Source organism: Ornithinimicrobium ciconiae, from assembly GCF_007197575.1.
GTDB classification, from domain to species: domain Bacteria; phylum Actinomycetota; class Actinomycetes; order Actinomycetales; family Dermatophilaceae; genus Ornithinicoccus; species Ornithinicoccus ciconiae.
Genome location: NZ_CP041616.1, coordinates 1,963,785 through 1,985,576 on the forward strand (window position 1 = coordinate 1,963,785; position 21,792 = coordinate 1,985,576).

The following is a 21,792-nucleotide window of genomic DNA, read 5'->3' on the forward strand; positions in this document are numbered from 1 at the left end:
TCCGTTCTGTCCTGTCACAGCGATGTGGCCTAGGGTCACCCTCGTGACCAGGGTGATCCACACCGGCCAGGCCCTCGTCGACCTCGTCGTGGAGGTCGGCGCCATTCCCCGGCGCGGCGGCAACGTGATGGCACAGTCCTTCACCCGGTATGCCGGGGGCTCGGTGAGCGTGCTCGCCGCCGCGGCCCGCTCCGGTGCCCAGGCCGTGCATGCCGGGGCCCACGGGAGCGGCCCCAATGGCGATCTGATCCGTGAGGCGCTCGCCAGCGAGGGTGTGACCCTGTCGGCGGCGCCGGTGGCGGACGCCGACACCGCCGTCTGTGTCGTCATGATCGAGCCGACTGCCGAGCGGACCTTTGTCACGACCCTGGGCGCGGAGCGGCGGATTACCCCGGAGAGCCTGGGCTCCTCGACGCCGGTGGCCGGTGACCTGGTCTGCGTGACGGGCTACAGCCTGTTGGAGCCCACGCGTGACCCATTGCTGGAGTGGCTTGACTCGCTGGACGAGGGCGTGCGCGTGGTGCTAGACCCGGGTGCGGCCTTTGCCGGTCTCGATCCCGCGGTCCGCCAGTTGATGCTCGGTCTCACCAACGTGTGGACCAGCAACGCCGAGGAGGCGCACGAGCTGACGGGGATCGAGGAACTGACGGCCACGTTGCCCGCTATCAGTCAGCTGCTCCCGCAGGGCGCCGTGGTCATCGTGCGCGACGGTCCGGAGGGCTGCTACCTGCACGCGGGTGGCGACGTCGAGCACCTGCCCGGCTATCCGCAGGAGCCGGTTGACACCAACGGTGCTGGTGACGCCCACACCGGTGTGCTGGTGGCCGAGCTCGCAGCCGGGACCGACGCGCGCACGGCGTGCACGCGCGCCAACGCGGCGGGGGCGATCAAGGTGACCCGCCGCGGCCCGGCCACCGCCCCGACCCGCGCCGAGATCGACGCTTTCCTGGCCTAACCCAGGTTATGCCCCGCCCGGTCCCGACCGGCGCCGCGTGAACGAGTCCAGCACCCCGCGCAGCCCCTCCTCGCGATAGACCTCTCGCAGGTGGCGCGCGGCTGTCGTGGCAGCGTCCTGGAGGCCCTCCCGAGAGCGAAGGGTCTCAGGCACCCACTCACGGTCGTGTGGGCCACGCTGTTCGATCTGCTGGGTCACCGTCGTGCCGCGCGCCATCGCCGAGCCGACCCGCGGGTCGTGCTCGACAGTGCGCGCCACGCGTTGGCTCCCCGGGGTCCGGGCAGCCTCCTGCAGTTTGCGGAGATAGTCGTCGGCGTTCCCCCGGTGATACTCAATCTGGGACCCGGCCTCCTGCCTGAGCTCCTGCCACTCGAAGCCGACGACTCGGGTGCCGGTTGCCAGCCCGTGCAGGCCAACACCACCAGTGAGCCACACGATGAGCAGCACGATGGACAGTGCGATGAACAGCTCTGCGAGGTCGACGGCGCCGGGCACCGCGAAGGCCGCGGCGAGGAGCATCCCGACGGCCAGCGCCGGGGCGCCGACCACGAGACCGGCCCGCAGTCCCATGCGCAGCGCGCGCTTGAGGATGGACCTGTGGGCCCGGACGGCTGGGGCCATAGTCGGCTCGAAGGTGTGGTGGTGCCTCGTCACCCGCACCCGCGTGACCACCTTGCCGATGCTGCTGCTGGTCAGCGTGAGACTGAGCCACTCGTAGGCCCAGATGACGAGCGCCTGAAGGCAGACCGTGCTCAGGACCACCGGTTGGAGCCGCTCAAGCGCTGCTCCGATCGAGCCGCCCGGGTCGGTGCCGAGGTCCCACTCGTCGAGGAGGTCTCCGAAGGAGTCGAAGCCGCCGAGCAGGAGCGCATCGGACGCCTGGCTGAAGGTCAACGGCAGCACGACCACGCAGGCCAGAGCGAAGGCGATCGCGGAGTCGATGACGCGGGCGGTGAGCCGGCGCACGAGCAGCGGCGGATAGGTCCGTGTCGGGTCCCGGCTGAAGCGGGTTGTGTCCACGTCCACAGTCACCTCACTCACCTGGATCCTCCCAGTATGCCGTGGGGCAGGTCAGCGCCCCGCCGGCCAAAGGGGGCCGACGGGGCGCTGATCCTCAGACGGTGATCACCTCAGGTCGACACCGCGGCTGGGGTTCACCTCAATGCGCGAAGGTCGCACCAGGAGCACCGGGGCGTCCTGCGAGCCCGCCTGGTGGTGTAGGCAATGGTTCCTGCAAGACCTTGCGCAAGTCTGACATGGCTGGCCCATCGACCATGACCCGACGAAAGACGTTCGGAGAGGTGCCAACCCCGTGCCGCACTGCGGCGTCACACAGACATGAAGACCTTCCGTTCACTGGCGACCGGCGCCGTCGCGATGGCGCTTGTGCTGGCCTGCAGCCTGACCCAGGGGTCGGCCGCAGGCTCCCTGACAGACCTCGACCACGACACCGGTGCGACCCAGGTCGACACCGGCCCGAACGGGTCGGACACCGAGACGGCCCCGCTGGCCGGAGACCTCAACTTCTCGGTCGAACGCCTCGCCGGAGCCAACCGTTATGCGACCGCCACCGCAGTCAGCCGGGAGTTCTTCTCACCCGGGGTGCCGGTGGCCGTCGTCGCAACCGGCGCCAACTTCCCGGACGGTCTGGCGGCGGGCCCGGCTGCGGATCAGCTCGGGGGACCGGTGCTCTTTGTCACGCCCACCGTGGTCCCGGCGGTGACGCGGGCGGAGCTGGTGCGGCTCAAGCCGCAGCGGATCGTCGTGGTGGGCGGCACCGGGGCCGTCTCCTCGGCGGTGCGCGCGGAGCTGGACACCCTGACCGCCGGTGCGGCGATCCGCGTGTCCGGAGAGTCGCGCTACGACACTGCGGCCGCGCTGTCGGCCCATGCCTTCCCAGGCGGCGCCACCATCGCCTATCTGGCCACCGGATCCAGCTTCCCCGACGCCCTCGCCGGCGGTCCGGCCGCCGGGGTGCAGAGTGCGCCGATGTTGCTGACCTCCCGGACCCGGCTGAACGCAGCCACCCGGGCAGAGCTGCTGAGGCTCAACCCCGACCGCGTGATGCTGCTCGGTGGCACAGGCGCGATCTCTGCCGCCGTGGCCCAGGAGGTCTCGCAGTTCGCCACGGTCGAGCGGATCTCCGGCTCGGATCGCTATGCCACGGCCCTGGCCCTGTCGCAGCGGGTCTTTGGCACCGACCGACCCGGAGTCCTGGTGGCGACCGGACGCAGCTGGCCGGATGCGCTCTCCTCCGGGGCGGCCGTGGCGCTGACCCACGGACCGATCCTGCTGTCGACCGGGACGAGCCTGCCTCTCGGGATGCGCAGCGAGCTGGACCGGCTCAGCCCCACCACGGCATACGTCTTGGGCGGGAGCGCGGCACAGAGCAACGAGATCCCGCGCGAGGTCCAGCGCCGGCTTGGGGTCTGCTGGTCCGGGACCCGGCCCGCGGCTGGCTCCCAGCAGGTCATCTCCAGCGTGCCCGGCGCGACCAAACAGCTCGCCTTCACCCTCGACATGGGCGGGCGGCTAGACGGAGCCGACCAGATCCTCGACTATCTGATCGACAACCAGGTGTGCACGACCTTCTTCCCGACCAGCCTGAGCGCCAACTCCAGCGAGGGACGGGCGCTCATCACCAAGATCGCCGCCCACCCGGAGCTCTTTGAGATCGGCAACCACACCGTGCACCACTGCGACCTGGTCAGCGGTGGTGGCGGCTCGCCGAGCGGAGCCCCGTGCCAGGTGCCGATGACCCGGTCCTTCGTCCAGCACGAGCTCACCGATGCCGAGACCGTCCTTGAGGCCCTGACCGGTATGCCGGCAAGCCCCTACTGGCGTCCGCCCTACGGCGCGCACAACGCCACCGTGCGCAACTGGGTCGCGGAGGTGGGCTACACCAAGACGATCTACTGGTCACGCGACACGATCGACTGGGACCCGAACACCACGGCTGCCCAGATCGTCAGTCGCACAACGGTTCCGGCACCACCAGCGGGCACCATCGTGCTGGCTCACCTCGGGGGTTATGCGACGCCCCAGGCGTTGCCGACGATCGTGAACACCCTCCGCTCGCAGGGCTACACACTCACCACGCTGTCCGACATGCGGGACTGACCTCACCAGGCCGCGGAACAGCGCCCCGGACTTCCCCACGAGGATGTGCCGAACCTCAGTGCGGCCCAGCGAGCTCGAGCGGAGTCCCGAATCGACCCGCGTGGGCGACCTGGGGCACGGCGCGTCGGCCCCGGCGCAAACTCGGACTCTTGCGGTCCGGTGCCGGATAGCCCAGGGAGACGACTCCCACCAGGTTGCGGCCGGCCGGGACGTCCAGCGCGGCCGCCACGGTCTGCAGGCTTTCGACGGGGACCCCGAAGAACAGCCCGCCCAGCTCCTCATCGACGGCGGTCAGCAGCATGAGCAGGGCCGCCATACCGGTGTCGATGTCCCAGTAGGGAACTGGCCACCGTGCGGCGTCCCGATCGGTCCAGCCCTTGTCCGGCTCTGCATAACGGTCCAGATAGGCCTCGGGGCTCGAGCAGCAGACGATCAGGCACGGCGCCTTCTGTATGCCGCGCAGCCAGTTGTCCGCCTCCTTGCCCGGGTCGGTGGTCGCCGCCCAGAAGCTCTGACGCTCCTCGTCGGTGCGCAGCACCACGAAGTCCCAGCCCTGGGAGAAGCCGGCGCTGGGAGCGCGCACCGCGTTGGCGAGCACCCGGGCCAGGATGTCGTCGGGCACCGGACGGTCCGGGTCGTAGTTGCGGACCATGCGTCGGGACCGGACCACCTGGGAGAACTCCATGCCTCTATCGTGCCTGGCTGACGCTGGATGTGCCGCAAGGATGTGCTGTCACCGTGCTGCAGAAGTGGTGCCCTGGCCCCCGACACGCCGCAGCGTCACTGGTGGCGTCTGTGGGACCAACCGAGCACCCCGCACCGGCGTCATACTCAGCATGACAGCAGTCCTGACCCCCGCCAGTGCGATCGGAGGCCACGTGCAGCGGAGCGCGGATCCCGTCGAGGACGCCGTCCGTGAGGTCTTCGTGGCGCACTATGGGCAGCTGGCCGGTTGGGCGGCGCACCTCGTGGGTGACCGGGACCTGGGGCACGATGTGGCGACCGAGGCGTTCACCCGTCTGCTGTCGCACTGGGAGCGGGTGGACGACCCGCGGCCCTGGCTGTTTGCCACGGCCGCCAACCTGGTGCGGGACCACTGGCGCAAGCGCGGGCGGGAGGCCAAGGCCTACGAGCGCTTTCAGGGGGGACGGCCCGGGCCCGAGGAAGCGCTGCCGGGACCCGACCAGGCACAGCTGCTCAGTGTCCGCGAGGCCGTCGAGCAGCTGCCCGACCGTCTCCGCCTGCCGGTGCTGCTGTTCTACTTCGCCGATCTGTCGGTGGCAGAGGTGGCCCGGCAGGTGGGCCGCTCCGAGGGTGCCGTCAAACGCGACCTGTATGACGCGCGGTCGAGTCTCGCCGCAACGCTGGAGGAGGCGCGATGAGCAGCGATGAGCAGAGGCCGGGCGACGATGGCCGGCCGGGCGAGGCGCGTCACGACCCGGTGGAGGAGTTCTTCGCCGCTCACCGCGCGCAGGTGCGCGATGAGCCGGCGGACGAGGTCACCTGGCAGCGGATCCGGGACGGGCGACGGCGGGCCAGCTCGCCGCGTCGCGGTGCCGTCGCCGGCGCCATAGTCGCGGCCGCCGCAGCCCTGGCCGTCGTCTTCGGCCCCGGCCTGCTGCCGGATGCCGCACCGCCCGACCTCGCGGGACCCCCGCCCGGCTCGACGGAGCCGGCCAGCGGAGACCCGAGCGGCCCTGAGCAGCCGCAGACAGTCACCACTGAGATCCCGGAGGGCACGCTCGCCTCGGACGGGCGCTTCGCCGACGTGACGACCGCTGACCCCGATCCCGGGGTCGACACGGGGGTGCGTCGAGCCGTGGTGACCCGACCCTGCGACACGAACGGCTGGTGCTCGGTGCTCGCCACCTCTGACGACGGCGGTCTGACCTGGGCGCCCTCGGCCGACCTGGCGGAGCTGGGAATGGTGGACCGGGTGCTCTTTGTCGACCACGAGCGCGGGTGGGTGTGGGGAGGCAAGGCACCGCTGTGGGCCACCGTCGACGGGGGCCGGTCCTGGACCCAGGTCGACGTGGGAGGCGACACGGTCGACGACATCTCGGTCTGGGAGGACGTGCTGCTCGCGACGACGCTCGTGGACGACCCCGGGACGTGCACCTCCGCGGCAGACTGTCCGCAGGTGAGTGGTGCGGCCGTGCTGACCGACCCGGCGGACCGTGACTGGACCGACGACCCGGTCACGGCTCTGGGGCCGGTCGGGAGGGCGGCGGTCATCGGAGCGGGGAACGAGCGCTACGTCCTGGCCCACGGCGACGGCGCCCTGGTGACCTCGCTGCTGCGCCTGCAGGACGGCCGGCTGGAGTCCACCGCCGCGGTGAGCTCCTGCGGGGGTGGCCCGGTCGCGGTGACCGCCTCGGCCGACGACCCGGCCCACCTGTGGGCGTTGTGCGACGACGAGCGTGGCCTGGCGCTGCAGCAGAGCTCCAACGGAGCCCGGACCTGGCTGCCGACCAACCTCACCGTCCCCTCCTTCGTGCTGGGGGAGCGTGCCCCGCTGATGGCCTCGACACACGCCGACCACCTCCTGTTGGTGGGTGAAGGCAACTACGCGCTCACCACCGACGGCGGCCAGACCTGGAGCACCGAGGAGTTCCTGCCAGGCGCGCAGGCCCGCCCCGAGCGACTTGAGGTGACGATGTTTGGTGAGGTCATCGCCTATCCCACGGCAGATCAGGCATCTCCCGAGCTGGCCCTGTGGCGCTCCGGCGATGGCGGCCGCACCTGGGAGACTGTGCTGTCCGGGGGATGAGTGCCCACGGGGATGGCGGCCGCGCATGGGAGAGGGTGCCGTCCGGGGGATGGGTGCCCACGGGGTCGTGCCTGGGAGCGGTGCTGCCCGGCAGATGAGCGGGGCGGCGACACACACAGCGTGGTCGGATCAGGCATGCTGGACCCATGACTGACGTGCCCCCCGGCTATCCCCGCGAGTGGGAGGCCGACGTCGTCCTGACCGACGGCTCGGTGGCGCATGTGCGCCCGATCCGGCCCGGGGATGGCGAGGCCCTGCACCACTTCCACTCCCAGCAGTCCGAGGAGTCCATCTACCTACGCTTCTTCGCGCCGATCCGACGGCTTTCCGACCGTGACGTGCACCGCTTCACCCACGTCGACTACGACAAGCGCGTGGCGCTGGTGATGATCATTGGCGACGAGATCGCCGGCGTCGCCCGCTACGACCGGCTCGAGGAGACCGACTATGCCGCCGCCGAGGTGGCCTTCAACGTCGCGGACAAGCACCAGGGCATGGGCATCGGCTCGGTCTTCCTCGAGCACCTGGCCGCCATCGGCCGGGAGTCGGGGGTCAAGCTGTTCACCGCCGACGTGCTCCCGCAGAACCGCAAGATGATCAATGTCTTCCAGGACGCGGGCTTTGAGGTCAGCCACGAGTTCGAGGACGGTGTCATCGCGGTCAGCTTTGCGATCGAGCCGACCGACAAGTCCCGGGCCGTCGAGCTGGCCCGTGAGCACCGTGCCGAGGCGGTGAGCATGCGCATGGTCCTCCATCCCTCCTCGGTGGTCGTGGTGGGCGCGAGCCGGCGCGAGGGGTCGGTCGGTGGTGCCCTGGTGCGTCACATCCGCGAGGGCGGTTTCACCGGGGACCTGTATGCCGTCAACCCCGCCGCCGACGAGATCGCCGGCGTGTCGGTCCACCCGACGGTCTCGGCCATCGGCCGCTCGATCGATCTCGCCGTCATCGTGGTGCCCGCCGCGGACGTGCCCGACGTGGTCCGGGAGTGCGCCTTCGCAGGGGTGCGCGCGGTCGTGGTGATCAGCAGCGGCTTCGCCGAGTCGGGCGAGGAGGGCGCGGCACTGCAGCGCCAGCTCCTCGAGACCGCCCGGGTGCACGGCATGCGGGTGCTCGGGCCCAACTCCTTCGGGCTGATCAACACCAGCGAGGAGTTCAGCCTCAACGCCTCGATCTCACCGCGGATGCCGATGATGGGCTCGCTGGGCCTGTTTGCCCAGTCCGGTGCCCTCGCGATCGCCGTGCTCGCCTCGGCCGAGCGACGCGGCCTGGGTCTGTCGACCTTTGCCTCGGCGGGCAACCGGGTCGACATCTCCGGCAACGACCTGATGCAGTACTGGATCGACGACGAGGCCACCGCCGCGGTCGGGCTCTATCTGGAGTCGATGGGCAACCCGCGCAAGTTCACCCGCATCTCCCGGCAGCTGTCGGCCGTCAAGCCGGTGATCGTGGTCAAGAGCGGCACCGGGCACCACGGCGTGCCCGGGCACACGGTCCGGGCCACCCGGGAGCGACCGGAGGCATTCGCGCAGATGCTGCGCCAGAGCGGGGTCATCCGGGTGGACAACACCCACCAGCTCTTTGACGTCGCCCAGCTCGTCGTGCACCAGCCGCTGCCGAAGGGCCGGGCCACGGCGATCGTCACCAACTCCGACGCCCTGAGCACGCTGACCGCAGATGCTGCTGTCGAGCGGGGCCTGACCATCGGTCACGGGCCGATTGCCCTGCCGGTGACGGCCACCGTCCAGGAGTTCACGGCCGCCCTGCAGACGGCGCTGGCCGACCCCGGGGTGGACAGCCTGATCGCCTGCTTCATCCCCCCGATCGTCATCCCCGACACCGACATCGTCACCGCCGTCGAGGAGGTCGTCGCCGACAGCGAGAAGACCTGTGTCGCAACCTTCCTGGGGATGCGAGGGGTCGCTCCTGGTGGCTCGCTGCCAACCTATCCGCTGCCGGAGGACGCGGTCAGCGCCCTGGCTGCCGCGACCGACTATGCCGAGTGGCGCGGGCGGGACCGGGGTGAGCGGGTTCGTCCGGGGCGCATCAACCGCCGGCGGGCCCACGACGCGATCGAGAGCGTCCTGGCAGCCAGCCCAGAGGGCCGGGCGATGACGGTGGAGGAGGTCACCGAGCTGCTCAACGCCTATGACATCCCGTTGTGGCAGGCCCACCCGGTCGACGACGCCGAGGACGCCGCTCGGATGGCCCAGGACGTCGGGCTGCCAGCCGTGGTCAAGGCAACCGACCCAGCACTGCGGCATGCAGCGGGCCACTACTGGATCCGCACCGGCCTGCGGACACCCGCAGCCGTCGCAGCGGCCTATGAGGACCTGCAGGTCGTGCTCGCCGAGCGCGGAGTGGAGGGCATCGCAGTGCAGGCCCAGGCCCCCACCGGTGTGGTCGTGGAGGTCACCTCGGCCGAGGACCCGCTCTTTGGCCCGGTCGTCGGGTTCGGTGTCGCGGGGGTGCCCTCAGAGCTGCTCGGCGACGTCAGTCACCGCTTCCCGCCGCTGACCGACACCGACGTGGCGGACATGGTCGCCGGGGTGCGTGCGGCCCCGCTGCTCGCGGGCTATCGCGGCACCGACCCGGTGGACCAGGTGGCGCTGCACGACCTGGTGGCGCGCGTCTCGGTCCTGGCCGACGACCTGCCCGAGGTGGCGCAGCTGCGGCTCAACCCGGTCGTTGCGCACCCCAGCGGCGTGGCAGTCCTGGGGGCCACCGCCCTGGTCCAGCCCGACCCGGGCCGCGCTGACGTCGGCCGGCGCGCACTCAGCCGCTAGGGCTACTGCACGTAGAGCGTGAACTGCGCATTGCCCTCGGGGGCGTAGCAGGCACCGGCCGCCTTGGACTCCGGGTCGTAGGGCGAGACGTAGCACTCCCACCCGGTGGGGGTGATCCACGGCACGTTCCAGGACGGGTCCGCGTTGGCCTCGGCCAGCTCCCACTCGGCGGTCGCGTCGCCGCAGGTGACGGCGATCAGATCAGCGACCGTGTCGCCATACAGGTTGGTCGAGATGATGCAGTCGGGGGCCGGCGGCTCGGTCGGCGGCGGCGTGGTCGGGGGAGCGGTCGGGGCCGGCTCCTCGCAGTCGGGCAGCAGCTTGGCGATCGCCGGGGGAGCACCACGGGAGGTCAGGTCGTCCTTGCAGACGGGGTCGCCGATGGTGACGGCGTGGAACCAGCGTCCGTCCACCCGCTCGGCGATGAACTCCGGTGCCCCGGGAGCATTCGGATAGGCCGCATAGGCCCAGTCGCCGTCGCAGAAGTAGACACTGACGCCCCCGGGGAACCCGAGGATGTCCTCGCTGAGCGCGTCGCCGGTGCAGTCGCTGGGCCCGGCGGGGGCGCTGGTGGGCGCCGAGGGCTGCGGCGGTGCGCTCGGCTCGGCCGGCCGGGGAGCCGGGGCCGGGGCGCTCGGCGCCGCGGTGCCGGTCGCACCGGAGGACGGATCCGGGGAGGACGCCGTCGCGGCCGTCGTGGGGGCTGCGGTCGGGCGCTGCGTCGCGGTCTGCGCGTCGGTGTCGGCCGGGGCCGTCGTCGAGGTCGCGTCGGAGCTGGCGGTGGGCGCGGTCTCGGACGGTGCCGGGTTGTCGGTGTCGTCACCGCATCCGGTGAGCACGGCGGCAGAGACCACCAGCACGGCGAGGCACCTTGCCACAGCAGACATCGGGTGGACCTTTCAGACGATCGGGCAGCGGGCAGGGCAGCAGGCCTGTGGACCGCCGGTCGAGCAGGAAGTGTGGGAGATGGGAGGATGAGCCCATGCCCCAGCCAGACAGCATGACCCTCCCGCAGGCACTGCGCGAGGACATTGAACACGCAGGCTACCTGCCCGCCCTCGTCACCGACGTCGTCGCCACGGCTGTTGCCGGGGATGAGATCGTCGGCCACCTGGTCCACCAGGAGACCACGCTGGACGAGGAGGCCGTGCGCCGGCACGTGACCGTGCTGGTCCTGACTCCGCAGCGGTTGGTGATCGGGCACGCCGACGACCACGAGACCGGCGAGCCCCAGGGGCACTTCGCGACGGCGACCACCGAGACCGTGCCGCTCAGCGCGGTGCGCGGGGTGATGATGACCCACGTCCTGCCCGACCCCGCGTCCTACACCGGCGGCCTGTCCGGACGGGCCCTGACCCTGACCCTGGGCTGGGGCACCGTCTCGCGTCTCGACCTGGTGCCCGCCGTCTGCGCCGACCCGACCTGCGAGGGCGACCACGGCTATGAGGGCACGGTCGCCTCCGACGACATCTCGCTGCGGATCACCGCCGAGGCCGACGGACCGGAGGCGCTGTCCCGGGCCATCGACTTTGCCCGACAGCTCTCGGCACGCCTGGGCAGGTGACGGGCCACGTGTCCGGCCTGCCCCCCGAGTTCCTCGAGGTGGAGTATGCCGGGTCGCTTGCCACCGTGCTCCCTGCCGTCGCGCGCAGCCTGGGCGTGGCGGCCGACCCCGCCGCGGCGCTGGGCATCGAGCCGCTCTTCACCCTGCCCCCGGCCCGCTCCGCGGTCCTGGTGCTGGTCGACGGGCTGGGGTCGGAGCAGTTGCGCCGGCGCAGCGGGCACGCCCCGTTCCTGCGCTCCCTGCAGAGCCCGGCACCGGCGCTGACCTGTGGGTTTCCGGCCACCACAGCCACCAGCATGGGCAGCCTGGGCACCGGCCTGCCTCCCGGCGCCCACGGCATCGTGGGCTGGCAGTCGCTGATGCCCGAGCACGACCGGCTGCTCAACCACCTGTCCTGGGACGAGGGACCGGACCCGGAGCGCTATCAGCCGCACCACACCGTCTTTGAGCAGCTGGCGGCGAACGGGGTGGCCGTGACCCGCATCGGGCCGAGCTACTTCGACGGCTCGGGGCTGACCCGGGCCGCGCAGCGTGGAGGGGTCTTCAGCGGGGCCCGGGAGCTGTCTGCCCGGGTCGACGCCGCCGTTGCCGCGCTGACGGCCAGCCCACGCGCCTTCGTCTACCTCTACTGGGGCGAGGTCGACAAGACCGGCCACAGCTTTGGCCCGGACTCCTGGCAGTGGGGTGAGGAGGTGGAGCGCACGGACGCAGCCCTTTCCGACCTGGCCGCCCGCCTGCCACCGGGCACGTCGCTGACCGTCACCGCCGACCACGGCATGGTCTCGGCGCCCGAATCGGCCCGACGCGACCTGGCCTGGGAGGAGGACCTGGCTCACGGCATACGGCATCTGGGGGGTGACCCCCGGGCACCGCAGCCCTATTGCGAGCCCGGCGCCGCCCCGGACGTGCTGGCGGCCTGGACCGAGCTGCTGGGGGAGACCGCGCTGGTGGTCAGCCGTCAGGAGGCGATCGATCATGGCTGGTTCGGCGCGGTCGAGGACCGGGTCAGCGAGCGGATCGGCGACCTGGTGGTGGCCATGCGCAGCAACGCCACGGTGCTCGACTCGCGCGACCACCGGCCCGAGCTGCTGGTGCTGCAGGGCCACCACGGATCGCTGACACGCGAGGAGATGGCGATCCCGCTCCTGCACCTGCCCGCCGTTACGTAGACTGCTCGCCGTGGCCGAGCTTGTCTTCTTCACCGGAACGATGGACTGCGGCAAGTCGACCCTCGCGCTCCAGATGGACCACAACCACGCCTCGCGCGGGCGGGCCGGGTTGATCTTCTCCAAACTGGACCGGGCCGGGGAGTCCGTGCTGTCCTCCCGGCTGGGCCTGTCCCGCGAGGCCATCGAGGTGACCGACAACCTGGACTTCTGGGAGTTGGTCGTCGAGCAGGCCACCAACGGGCGACGGATCGACTACCTGATCTGTGACGAGGCCCAGTTCTACACCCCCCACCAGGTCGAGCAGCTCGCCCGACTCGTGGACGAGATGGGGCTGGACATCTTTGCCTTCGGCATCACCGCGGACTTCCGGGCTGAGCTGTTCCCGGGGTCGCGCCGGCTGATCGAGCTGGCCGACCGCACCGAGGTGCTGCAGGTCGAGGCGCTGTGCTGGTGTGGGCGCACCGCCACGCACAACGCGCGCGTGGTCGACGGCGTGATGGTTGTCGAGGGGGACCAGATCGTCGTCGGCGACGTGGGGGAGGCCGACGCTGAGCCCGCCGCGCAGGTCGAGTACGAGGTGCTCTGCCGCCGCCACTACATGCGCCGGATGACCTCGCACGCGGCCCGGGCCGCGTCGCTGTCGCCCGAGGTGCTGCCCTTTGACCTTGACGTCTGCCCGGTGCCGCAACGATGACCGGGACCGAGGCCGAGCACCCCGGCGGGCACCACGGGGCCAGTGACGAGTGGGACGAGCAGCCCTCCTGGGAGGACCCGGCCGCGCGAGCCGAGCAGGAGCAGTGGCGCCGCGACCACCCACTGGAGGGCGGCGCCAGCTATGGGCCCATCGCCGGGGCCTCGGCCCGGCCCAAGCCCACCAAGACCGCCAAGGTGGCCCAGGCCGGTGTCACCGTCGGGCACGGCATCACCAAGGGGGCCAAGGCGGTGGCGCACGGCACCAACGTCGTGGGCCACTCGGCATACCGCGTCACGCGCAAAGCGACCCACGCCGGAGGTGCGGGTGAGACCGGGCTGTCCCGGCTGATCGAGGTGCACGGCCTGCACAACGCCGGCGACGCCGCCGTCGCGATCTCCCTGGCCGGGACCCTGTTCTTCTCGGTGCCGACGGGGGAGGCCCGGGGTCAGGTCGCGCTGTTCTTGCTGCTCACCCTGCTGCCCTTCAGCATCATCGCCCCCTTGGTGGGGCCCTTCCTGGACCGCTTCCGGCACGGGCGACGTTGGGCGATCGGGGCGACGATGGCGATCCGGGCGGTGCTGTGCCTGGTGCTGGCCAGCTCGTTGGACACCTCCTCGTGGTGGCAGTTCCCGATGGCGCTGGGGATCCTGGTGGCGTCCAAGGCCTACAACGTGACCCGGTCCGCGGCGGCGCCACGGCTGCTGCCGCAGGGGATGACCCTGGTCAAGGCCAACGGCCGGATGTCGCTCGCCGGGACGCTGGGGGCGACCCTCGCGGCGCCGATCGCGGTCGGGGTCGGCTACTTCGGGGCGGAGTGGGCGCTGCGCTTTGCCTTCCTGATCTTTGCCCTGGGCACGGTCCTGGCCATCCTGCTGCCCCCCAGGGTCGACTCGACCAAGGGCGAGACCGAGGTGCCGATCTCCGAGGTCGCCGGCCGGGGCAGCCGGTGGGTGCCCGCCCCGGTGGTCACCGCCCTGCGCGCCAACGTGGGTCTGCGGATGCTCTCGGGCTTCCTGACGATCTTCCTGGCCTTCCTGCTGCGGGAGTCACCACCGCCGGGCTGGGGTGGCAACTATGCCCTGCTGCTCGGCGTCGTGGTGGCCGCGGCGGGCATCGGGTCGGCACTGGGCACCCTGCTGGGGTCACTGACCAAGATGCTGCCGCCGCGGGCGCTGGTGCGCATCACGCTGATCGTCGACGTGGTCGCCGCGGTGATCACCGCGATCAACTTCGGCATGGTCACCATCGTCATGCTCTCGCTGGTCGTGGGGCTGTGCCAGCAGGTCGGCAAGCTCGCCCTGGACGCGGTGATCCAGGAGACCGTGCCCGAGCACATGCGGACCTCGGTCTTTGGACGCTCGGAGACCCTGATCCAACTCTCCTGGGTGATCGGCGGTGGCATTGCCGTCGCGCTGCCCACCGACGCCACGATCGGGATGAGCGTGATCGCCGTCGTGCTCGTCGCCTGGCTGCTGGTCGTGCTGCTCCCGGGCCGCAAGGGCTCGCGGCTGACGACCGGGGACGCGAGCTCTGCCTGAAGTTCGACGTCGAGCCAACCGACTCTGACGCCGGCGCAGGCCGAGGGCGGGCGTGGGAACTCGTTGCCGCCGTGGCGACTCAGCTCTCGTCCTCCGGATGTGGTGGGACATCGTCGGCAACCACGGCACCACGCTGCCCGGGCGGACGCTCGGCTCCGACGGTCGAGTCACGCGCGGTCTGCCGCTCGGTCTCGGCGTTGAAGGCGGCGCCGAGGATGATCAGCAGGACGGTGAGCCAGAGCCAGAGCATGCTGATCGCCACCCCTGCCAGGGAGCCGTAGGTGCGCTCGTAGGTCCCCAGACCCCGCACGTAGAGGAAGAGCCCGGCCGAGGCAGCGAGCCACAGGGCGGTCGTGGCGGTGGCACCGATGCTGATCCAGCCCCACCGCGCCCGGCCTTGGCGGTCTGGAGCAAACCGGTAGAGGACCGCCAGGCAGGACGCCACCAGTGCGGCGAGCCCGATCCAGATCCCGGTGGCGAGGGGCACCCGCAGCCAGGACGGGTCATCGGACAGGACCTGTGACACCACGGTGCTGGCGGTGATCACCGCCCCGATGACCAGTGCGCCGCCGAACACAAAGGTGAGCGCCAGGACGCTGCGCCGCAGCATGCCGCGCGTCTCCTGCTCGCGATAGGCCACGGTCAGGGCGTCGATGAGGAAGGTCGTGGCTGTCGTGGCCGTGCCGAGGGCGACCGCCAGGGCAAGCAGACCGCGGACCGTGAGCAAGTGGGTGGATGCTGCAGTGATCGACACGAGCTGGTCGGCGACGAGCTCGGCGAGCGTCGGCGGCATGAGTTCCACGAGTCCGGAGAGCTGGTCCATGGCCTGGGCCGGGGTGTTGATGGCGCCATACACGGAAAGGGCGGTCAGCAGGACCGGCGCTATCGACAGCACGGCGAAGAAGGCGACAGCGGCGCTGTAGAGGGAGAACTTGTCGTCCACCACCCGGCGGATCACCCGGCGCAGGATCCGCAGCCACCCCCGCAGCGGAATCTGGCGCGGCTCCACCGAACCGGCACCATAAGCCTCTGACGGCGATTCGTGGTCCGCCACCCGCGCCATGACTCAGTGTCACCCTTCCTGGTGGCTGTCGCACATCCGGACGGGTCGATGACTCGTGCGCTACGGCATACGCAACGCACTGCTGCTGGGGCCATCGTCCTGCCTGCTGCGCGCCAAGGACTGCACCTGCCCCTCGTGGAGGTCGCTGACCCACTCCCAGCCGGGCTGCGCAGCCGGACCGATCCGCGGGTCCGCGGATGTCGTGCCGTCGCGCAGGGCGTGGATGTAGGCCCGGTCCAGGATGATCCGTGCCCGCACCTGGTCGGCGCGCGCGACGGAACCGTGACCGGGGACCATCGCCGCGACATCGTCGGCCACCTCCTCCAGCCGGGTCAGGCCGACCAGGTAGTCACCGACGGGGTCATCGGTGCTGGCCGCGTCGTTGAGCATCGGCACGAGGACGTCGGAGAGCATGTCGCCGGCTGCGAGGACTCCGCAGGTCTCGACCAGCAGGGCCGCGTGCCCGGCGGCGTGCGCCGGGTGCTCAATGATCCGCACCGGCGGGCCGTCCCACGGGAGGTGCCTGGTCCCCGCGGGCAGGCCGGTGAGCTGGCCGAACAGATCCAGGGGCACGGCGCCGGCGATCTCCGGTGGCAATCCCTCGGCGGCCTGCGTCCGCCAGTCCGGCTGTGAAAGGAGCTCGGCCATGATGCCAGCGCAGCGCGCGGTGCCGTATCGGGGCGCATGGCCGAGCTCGGGATGCCACAGCACGTGATCCCAGTCCGGGTGCGTCGAGAAACCCGCGACGACGGGCTGCCCCAGCTCACGCAGGTCGGCCGCCAGGCAGCGCATCTCGGAGTCCGTGATGCCCGCGTCGATGAGCAGCACGCCAGTGGCGCCCTGCACCACGAGGGTGTTGTTCTGGAGCAGTGCGCTCTGATGCACCAGCACCCCCGGCGCGATCTGGAGCAGCATCAGTGCCACCGTGTCCGGTGCAGTAGGGAGGGCGGTCGCGCTTTTCCTGGCGTCATCGTGTCGTCCATGTGTCGTCCTCTCGGGTGGGCTTCTCGCGTTCTCCATAAGACCGTCGGACACGTGCACCTCCTCTATGGTCTCGCCGGGTCGGGCAAGACCACCCTCTCCCGTGAACTGAGCAGGGACGGCCGAGGTGTCCGGTTCACCCTCGATGAGTGGATGCTGCGACTGCACCCCGGTCTCGACTTCGAGTCGACCAAGTATGGCGACAAGGCCAGCGACGTGCGCGAGCTGATGTGGACGATCGCCGGTTGCCTGTGTGCTGCAAACGGTTGTCTTCAGAGCGCTCATAGGCCTGTGGGCGGGAAGATCGCCGTGGGCTTGTCGAGAATTCCTGTCACGGCTGTCCACCTCTGCCGGATGGGTCATACCCTTTTTATGCCAACACCAGCGTGAGCAATAGTGCCTCTGATGCTATCGACGGCAACGTCCAAATCGACTGAGCGTTAGTCTCGGGGATCCCGCATCGAGCATTACCGACACGAGATGTTCACCAGCGACGGGTCGTGGGCCCACTGCAAGGTTCATCAAGCCCCAGAGCCGGTAAGCCTTCAAGGAAATCGTGCTGGGTGCCCCGCTCGGAAAGTATCCGAGCGGGGCACCGAAAAAGCGGACTGCTAGCCGCGGCTACATCATGGGTAGATGAAGCTCGAGAAGCTCGAGTTCGCGAGTGTGAGGTTTGCGCGTACTCCATGCTTGCACTTCGCCACGTAGTTATACTCCTCGACTGTGAAACTGAAGTCGGAGTTAACCTTTGTGACATAAGCTACGTGACCGTACGTTCCGCTCTCCGAAACTGCGACCGCACCGATAAGTGGCATGGTGCCGACCGATATTCCTTTCGCAGGCGCCCTGTTATTCCACTCGGAAGCCTGCCCCAGGCCACTGAGGTTCTTGCCCAACCTGCCTTGCGCGCGGAAGGAGACGAAGGAGGTGCACTGGCCCTTCGTATAGTTCCAGGTGTCCCGCTCGTTACCCACACCAGGGGGAGTCGGGCACTGTCCCGACCAGGGATAGTCATCTCCAGTCGGCTCCGTGCAGTTTCCCGGCGTTTTCGTGACGACGAGATAGCCCCCGCTGACGTACTTGCGCCCTGCGGTCTTATACCAACGGTTTGTCGTGCCCGCTGGGCCAGTGACCTTTTGGCCGAAAGTCTTACACAAAAGTGTGAGCGTCGTCCCGTTGGGGTAGCTGCCGTTCGTGGAGTAGTAGCCGCTGTGGGGGCCGCGCCGTATATTGACGGCACTGTTTGCCTTAACGGTCCCGGTGCCCTTGGCCGGCGCAAGTATCTCTGCGTCAGGGTAGCCAGCTTCGTTCACCGTATGTCCGGCTGCAAACTCTGCAAATTCCGACGGTGCATGGGATGCATCCTGTGCGACTGCTGGAGCAGTTAGACCTCCGAGGGCCACAGTTATTGCGGCAACCCCTGCCAACCAGGATCGTGTTCGGCGTTCTTTCCTCACTTGTGCCACCCCGTTCATTCTGACATCGGGTCGATGACGACCCTTCTACGCTGCCAAGGACCTTGGCTATGAAGCGTGACCAAAGAGTGGCAGAAGGATTCCCAAGCGGACACCCAGTTTTGTTAAAGAACAGGGAAATGTTTTGGAGGGTTCCCGAGGGATGGCTGTGGACGTGGGACAGGGTCCTCGGCACGACGGCTCTAGATGAGTGATTCCCGGGGGTCAGTGGCCGTACGCGGTCAGGGAGCGTAGGACGGGTGCGCGGGCGTGGTCGTTGTGCCAGATGACGGCGGTGATGGCCAGGACGCGTAGGGCGACACGGGGCACGGGTTGCGACGCCGGAAGGGGTTTTGCCGTCCTCCCGACGGACCCTCCAGCGCGCAATACGCCGCGGTTAGGCCCGTCGCTTCCCGGCGTCCGCGTATCGATCCGCATGACCGCAATCGTCAAGTAAGGGAAACCCGGTGGAGCCACACCTACTCCCCAAAGCCCACCACGGGACTCTTACGGGCAAACCCGCACAGTCACGGGGGCGTGCCCGCAGGCGAATCCCGCTCATCGGAGCCGCGATGTCACGACCGGCGGAAGAGTGCCTGACATGCGCGACTCGCCGGTGGCCCATGATGAGCGGAACGACGCGTCCGTAGGCGGCGGAATGCCGCAGGGCTCGATGGCGCCGACGTACAGAGTTGTGCGTCTTGGCCACTTGTCGACGCCCCCATGCTGCGTCGACAGGAGGAGTATTCGGAGATCTAATGCCCTGGCGGGATGGGTAGTTGCCGGACTCTCACGTTGGTGTCTGTGACGACAACAACCGCGCCGCGGGCAAGGTCTTCGCTCACCTGGTCGAGGTTGGCCAAGAGCAGCGCGGCCAGCTCGTTGGCACGACGTGCTCTGCTCCGGCGGATCAGGATGACCGAGGGATCGGGTGCGCCAGTGCGTGCCAGCAGCATGCCGAAGTCGGTGTCGGCAGAGATCAGGATCCTGTGGGTCCGCCTGGCAAGTTCCAGGACCTCTTCATCGGGAGCCGACTGCATCTCGTGCTCCCGAACGTGCTCGGTGTCGTAGCCTGCAGCGCTCAGGAGTGCGACCAGTGCCGGTGCAAGGTTGTTGTCGAGCAGGAACCTCATGCCGACGGCTGCAACGGCAGGTGTCGTTCCCGCAGTCCCTCGGCGGCGTAGCGCAATGCCTCCTGGATGTCCTCGACCTCAAGGTCAGGAAGGTCGGCCAGCACTTCCTCAGTGGTCATCCCGTCGGCGACCATCGCCACCACGGTCGCTACCGGGATCCGCAATCCGCGCAGGGTAGGCATCCCGGCCATGACGGCCGGGTCGACGGTGATTCGCGTGAAGGTCACTAACCCAGCCTACAGCTGAGGTCAACTGGTCGACCGTACCTGCATACCGCAGCAACTTCCCAGCATCGCGCGAGATACCGCGTGGCTGAGGCTCCGACGTCCGCAGCCCTCGAGCGTGCCGGTGTGCGCTACCGCGTGTGCAGGTACCGGGACCGGGACCGGGACGACAATCTTGCTGGAACGCTCCGACGCCCACGTCCTGTCGCGGCGCTATGACGCATCCCGAGAGGAGGCTGGCTCGCGGCAGTTCAGGTGTCGCTGCGACCACTTTGGTGACGGTGCTGTTGGTCGGCGGCTGCGGTGATGTGTCGCGGGACCGACCCCAAGTGGTTCTGCCGCCCCTGGGACGGTCGTGCAGGTCTATGACGACGTCGTGTTCTACCCTGCCTGCGGCAACGAGGTGCTCGGCTTGAGCGGCGACACCTGGTACCAGCTTCTCCCGGACGAGCACCGCGCACTGCGTGAGGAACCTGACGATGAGAATTCAAGAGGCCCGGCCTCGCCCGGAACGTTCACGACGGGGCGTAGCTACGCGCGCCCGGCTCAAGCGTCCAAGATGACCCTGACACACGGCATCTACGTTCCCGCTGTCGTTGCACTTGGGCCAGGCGACGATGTCGGCGACGTGACCGTCTTCGCCGACGGCCTTGCTCGCTTCGAGTCCGAGAGCGGAGACCTGATCACATGGCTCACTTAAGATGAACGTGCCTACAACTGGGTCTGTTAACCGCCTCACGCCGACAAGGGAGCGGCCATCACGGAGCACGCGCACGGGACGCGGCAGATGCGTGCGCTGATCCTGCAGACGCGCGAGGTGGTCACGTCAGCCGCTCATGTCCTTCCTGGCGCAGCAACCGAGGATTCACTGGGTTTCGCGGGGTTTAGGTCAGCGAGCCGAGGACTTCGTTGAGTGCCTCGGTGGCGGAGGGGTGGGTGTAGACGGCGTCGCGCAGTTGGCCTGCGGTGATGCCGTGGCGCATGGCCACCGCGAGAAGATTGATGACCTCATGGGAGTCCACGTGCATCAGCGCCGCACCCAGGACGAGGTCGGTGCCGGTCTCGACAACGACCTTCACGATGCCGCGCGGCTCGTTCTCGATCTTGGGGCGTGGCATGGCGGCGATGTCGCTGACCTTCTTCACCGCGACCTTCACGGTGCGCCCGGCTTCCCGGGCCTGTGTCTCGCTCAAGCCGACCCGGGCCAACGGCGGAGTGAGGAACAGCGTGTACGGCACCACGGTCCGGTCTGCAGTGGAGCGGCCACCCTCACCTGTGAGCTGGTCGGCGACGATGCGGTAGTCATCCAGGGAGATGTAGGTGAACTGGGGGCCGCCCTTGACGTCGCCTACCGCGTACACGCCCTTCGCCGTGGTGCGCAGGTGCTCGTCGACGACGACCGCCCCACCCTCGTCGACCTCGATACCGGCGGCCTGCAGGTTGAGGTCCTTGGTCGCAGGCGTGCGACCCAGCGCCAGAAGCACGGCATCGCCCTCGATCGTGCGTGGTGCCCCGTCGACCGTGTAGGTCACCGTGGCGGTGGTGGGGCCGTCTTCGATCTGGGTGACGGACGCGCCGGTCACGAACTGGACGCCCACGTCCTCCAACGCGGCGGCAGCGACCCCCGCCACGTCCGCGTCCTCGCGGCGCATTGGACGCGTGCCGCGGTCCAGGACCGTGACCGATGATCCGAAGTGAGCGAACATCGAGGCGAACTCAAGACCCACGTAGCCGCCGCCCACCACGACCAACCGAGGAGGTAGGGGGTGTACGTGCTGCAGGGTGATGGAGTTGTGGACGCGTCCACCCAGCACGGCTCCCTCAATGGGTGGCGTCGCTGGCACGGCACCGGTGTTATCACCACCGCGCCGGCAGCGATCCGCAACATCTGGTCTCCAGCGATGACCTCTACCTGGCGCGGTCCCGTGAAGGAGGCCCGGCCGGTCACCAGGCTGACTGAGTCCACGGTCTCCAGCAGCTCGACGTTCTTCGCCCGCATGGCACCGGTGAGGTTGTCGCGGCGGGCTACCGCCGCTTCGAAGAAGGTCTGTGGGTGGTCGTCGGGACGCCGGGTGTCGGCGTCGTGGATCAACGCCTTGGTCGGCACGCAGGCGACATTGATGCAGGACCCACCGGCCATCCTCAGGTCTTGTTCGACCACAGCCACGCGATGACCGGCCCGTCCCATCACCCCAGCCAGCGTCTTGCCACCCTTGCCCCACCCGAGCACCAACAGGTCCACGTTCATCTCGGGCACTTCGACCCACTCCTTTCGGTAACCAGGCGCTCCAGCAACCGTAGACCCCCTGGCGGAACCTGGCTTGCAACCCAGGCTCTCAGGAGC

General features: G+C 69.4%; 20 protein-coding genes and 2 pseudogenes. 11 read left to right on the forward strand and 11 right to left on the reverse strand.

The genetic code is table 11. The features are described from left to right. Positions 1 to 43: 43 nt before the first annotated feature. Positions 44 to 955, forward strand: a complete 912-nt coding sequence (locus tag FNH13_RS08915) for a PfkB family carbohydrate kinase (protein ID WP_228266676.1) — start codon at positions 44 to 46, stop codon at positions 953 to 955. Positions 956 to 961: 6 nt separating this feature from the next. Here the strand turns inward: FNH13_RS08915 and FNH13_RS08920 are convergent, their stop codons facing one another. Continuing rightward, a complete protein-coding gene (locus tag FNH13_RS08920; RefSeq protein ID WP_165700067.1) occupies positions 962 to 1,996 on the reverse strand; it encodes an RDD family protein in 1,035 nt (344 codons plus the stop codon). A gap of 297 nt (positions 1,997 to 2,293) precedes the next feature. On the opposite strand from FNH13_RS08920, the gene FNH13_RS08925 reads away from it, so the two are divergent. After that, positions 2,294 to 4,075: a cell wall-binding repeat-containing protein gene (locus FNH13_RS08925; RefSeq protein WP_143783125.1), complete on the forward strand. Its 1,782-nt coding sequence runs from the start codon at positions 2,294 to 2,296 to the stop codon at positions 4,073 to 4,075. Between the two features lie 55 nt (positions 4,076 to 4,130). Here the strand turns inward: FNH13_RS08925 and FNH13_RS08930 are convergent, their stop codons facing one another. Continuing rightward, positions 4,131 to 4,760: a nitroreductase family protein gene (locus tag FNH13_RS08930; protein ID WP_143783126.1), complete on the reverse strand. Its 630-nt coding sequence runs from the start codon at positions 4,758 to 4,760 to the stop codon at positions 4,131 to 4,133. A 151-nt stretch (positions 4,761 to 4,911) separates the two neighbouring features. Between FNH13_RS08930 and FNH13_RS08935 the strand changes: the two genes are divergently transcribed. The 3 genes from FNH13_RS08935 (at position 4,912) to FNH13_RS08945 (ending at position 9,628) form a co-directional block, all read left to right on the forward strand. Beyond that, positions 4,912 to 5,457 (forward strand): RNA polymerase sigma factor, encoded by a 546-nt coding sequence (locus FNH13_RS08935; protein ID WP_143783127.1) that lies wholly within the window; start codon positions 4,912 to 4,914, stop codon positions 5,455 to 5,457. After that, on the forward strand, positions 5,454 to 6,845 hold the full coding sequence (locus FNH13_RS08940; protein ID WP_143783128.1) for a beta propeller repeat protein: 1,392 nt from the start codon (positions 5,454 to 5,456) through the stop codon (positions 6,843 to 6,845). The genes FNH13_RS08935 and FNH13_RS08940 overlap by 4 nt, the downstream gene beginning before the upstream one ends. A 146-nt stretch (positions 6,846 to 6,991) precedes the next feature. Next, the gene (locus tag FNH13_RS08945; protein WP_143783129.1) at positions 6,992 to 9,628 is read left to right on the forward strand and encodes a bifunctional acetate--CoA ligase family protein/GNAT family N-acetyltransferase; all 2,637 of its coding nucleotides are present in this window, start codon (positions 6,992 to 6,994) and stop codon (positions 9,626 to 9,628) included. Between the two features lie 2 nt (positions 9,629 to 9,630). Here the strand turns inward: FNH13_RS08945 and FNH13_RS08950 are convergent, their stop codons facing one another. Further along, entirely contained in the window at positions 9,631 to 10,515 is an 885-nt protein-coding gene (locus tag FNH13_RS08950; RefSeq protein ID WP_143783130.1) for a hypothetical protein, read from the reverse strand. A 95-nt stretch (positions 10,516 to 10,610) separates the two neighbouring features. Between FNH13_RS08950 and FNH13_RS08955 the strand changes: the two genes are divergently transcribed. Genes FNH13_RS08955 through FNH13_RS08970 form a run of 4 tightly spaced genes read left to right on the forward strand, consistent with a single transcriptional unit; the run spans position 10,611 to position 14,593 of the window. After that, complete coding sequence (locus tag FNH13_RS08955) at positions 10,611 to 11,192, forward strand: DUF5998 family protein (protein WP_143783131.1); 582 nt, start codon at positions 10,611 to 10,613, stop codon at positions 11,190 to 11,192. Positions 11,193 to 11,200: 8 nt separating this feature from the next. After that, on the forward strand, positions 11,201 to 12,361 hold the full coding sequence (locus FNH13_RS08960) for an alkaline phosphatase family protein (RefSeq protein ID WP_228266677.1): 1,161 nt from the start codon (positions 11,201 to 11,203) through the stop codon (positions 12,359 to 12,361). A gap of 10 nt (positions 12,362 to 12,371) precedes the next feature. After that, on the forward strand, positions 12,372 to 13,055 hold the full coding sequence (locus FNH13_RS08965; protein ID WP_143783132.1) for a thymidine kinase: 684 nt from the start codon (positions 12,372 to 12,374) through the stop codon (positions 13,053 to 13,055). Continuing rightward, a complete protein-coding gene (locus FNH13_RS08970; protein ID WP_143783133.1) occupies positions 13,052 to 14,593 on the forward strand; it encodes an MFS transporter in 1,542 nt (513 codons plus the stop codon). The genes FNH13_RS08965 and FNH13_RS08970 overlap by 4 nt, the downstream gene beginning before the upstream one ends. 79 nt (positions 14,594 to 14,672) lie before the next feature. Here the strand turns inward: FNH13_RS08970 and FNH13_RS08975 are convergent, their stop codons facing one another. Beyond that, entirely contained in the window at positions 14,673 to 15,602 is a 930-nt protein-coding gene (locus FNH13_RS08975) for a YihY/virulence factor BrkB family protein (RefSeq protein ID WP_202878908.1), read from the reverse strand. A gap of 114 nt (positions 15,603 to 15,716) precedes the next feature. Further along, on the reverse strand, positions 15,717 to 16,571 hold the full coding sequence (locus tag FNH13_RS08980) for an MBL fold metallo-hydrolase (RefSeq protein WP_143783135.1): 855 nt from the start codon (positions 16,569 to 16,571) through the stop codon (positions 15,717 to 15,719). Between the two features lie 120 nt (positions 16,572 to 16,691). Here FNH13_RS08980 and FNH13_RS08985 point away from each other — a divergent pair, with 120 nt between their 5' ends. Beyond that, positions 16,692 to 17,027, forward strand: a complete 336-nt coding sequence (locus FNH13_RS08985) for an AAA family ATPase (RefSeq protein WP_143783136.1) — start codon at positions 16,692 to 16,694, stop codon at positions 17,025 to 17,027. Positions 17,028 to 17,263: 236 nt separating this feature from the next. Here FNH13_RS08985 and FNH13_RS08990 read toward each other — a convergent pair whose 3' ends face one another. The 4 genes and pseudogenes from FNH13_RS08990 to FNH13_RS09005 form a co-directional block, all read right to left on the reverse strand. Further along, positions 17,264 to 18,103, reverse strand: a complete 840-nt coding sequence (locus FNH13_RS08990; protein WP_165700068.1) for a CHAP domain-containing protein — start codon at positions 18,101 to 18,103, stop codon at positions 17,264 to 17,266. 213 nt (positions 18,104 to 18,316) lie between these two features. Beyond that, positions 18,317 to 18,421, reverse strand: a pseudogene (locus FNH13_RS20055) (IS982 family transposase); the annotation flags it as partial. Positions 18,422 to 18,846: 425 nt separating this feature from the next. Further along, positions 18,847 to 19,224 (reverse strand): DUF5615 family PIN-like protein, encoded by a 378-nt coding sequence (locus FNH13_RS09000; RefSeq protein ID WP_143783138.1) that lies wholly within the window; start codon positions 19,222 to 19,224, stop codon positions 18,847 to 18,849. Further along, positions 19,221 to 19,451, reverse strand: a complete 231-nt coding sequence (locus tag FNH13_RS09005) for a DUF433 domain-containing protein (protein ID WP_143783139.1) — start codon at positions 19,449 to 19,451, stop codon at positions 19,221 to 19,223. The genes FNH13_RS09000 and FNH13_RS09005 overlap by 4 nt, the downstream gene beginning before the upstream one ends. 352 nt (positions 19,452 to 19,803) lie before the next feature. Between FNH13_RS09005 and FNH13_RS09010 the strand changes: the two genes are divergently transcribed. Continuing rightward, on the forward strand, positions 19,804 to 20,148 hold the full coding sequence (locus FNH13_RS09010; RefSeq protein WP_143783140.1) for a hypothetical protein: 345 nt from the start codon (positions 19,804 to 19,806) through the stop codon (positions 20,146 to 20,148). Positions 20,149 to 20,332: 184 nt separating this feature from the next. Here the strand turns inward: FNH13_RS09010 and FNH13_RS09015 are convergent, their stop codons facing one another. Together FNH13_RS09015 and FNH13_RS19820 are read right to left on the reverse strand one after the other, a co-directional pair. After that, on the reverse strand, positions 20,333 to 21,292 hold the full coding sequence (locus FNH13_RS09015) for an FAD-dependent oxidoreductase (protein ID WP_321169231.1): 960 nt from the start codon (positions 21,290 to 21,292) through the stop codon (positions 20,333 to 20,335). 71 nt (positions 21,293 to 21,363) lie between these two features. Beyond that, positions 21,364 to 21,696: pseudogene (locus FNH13_RS19820) on the reverse strand (FAD-dependent oxidoreductase); the annotation flags it as partial. Positions 21,697 to 21,792: the final 96 nt, after the last annotated feature.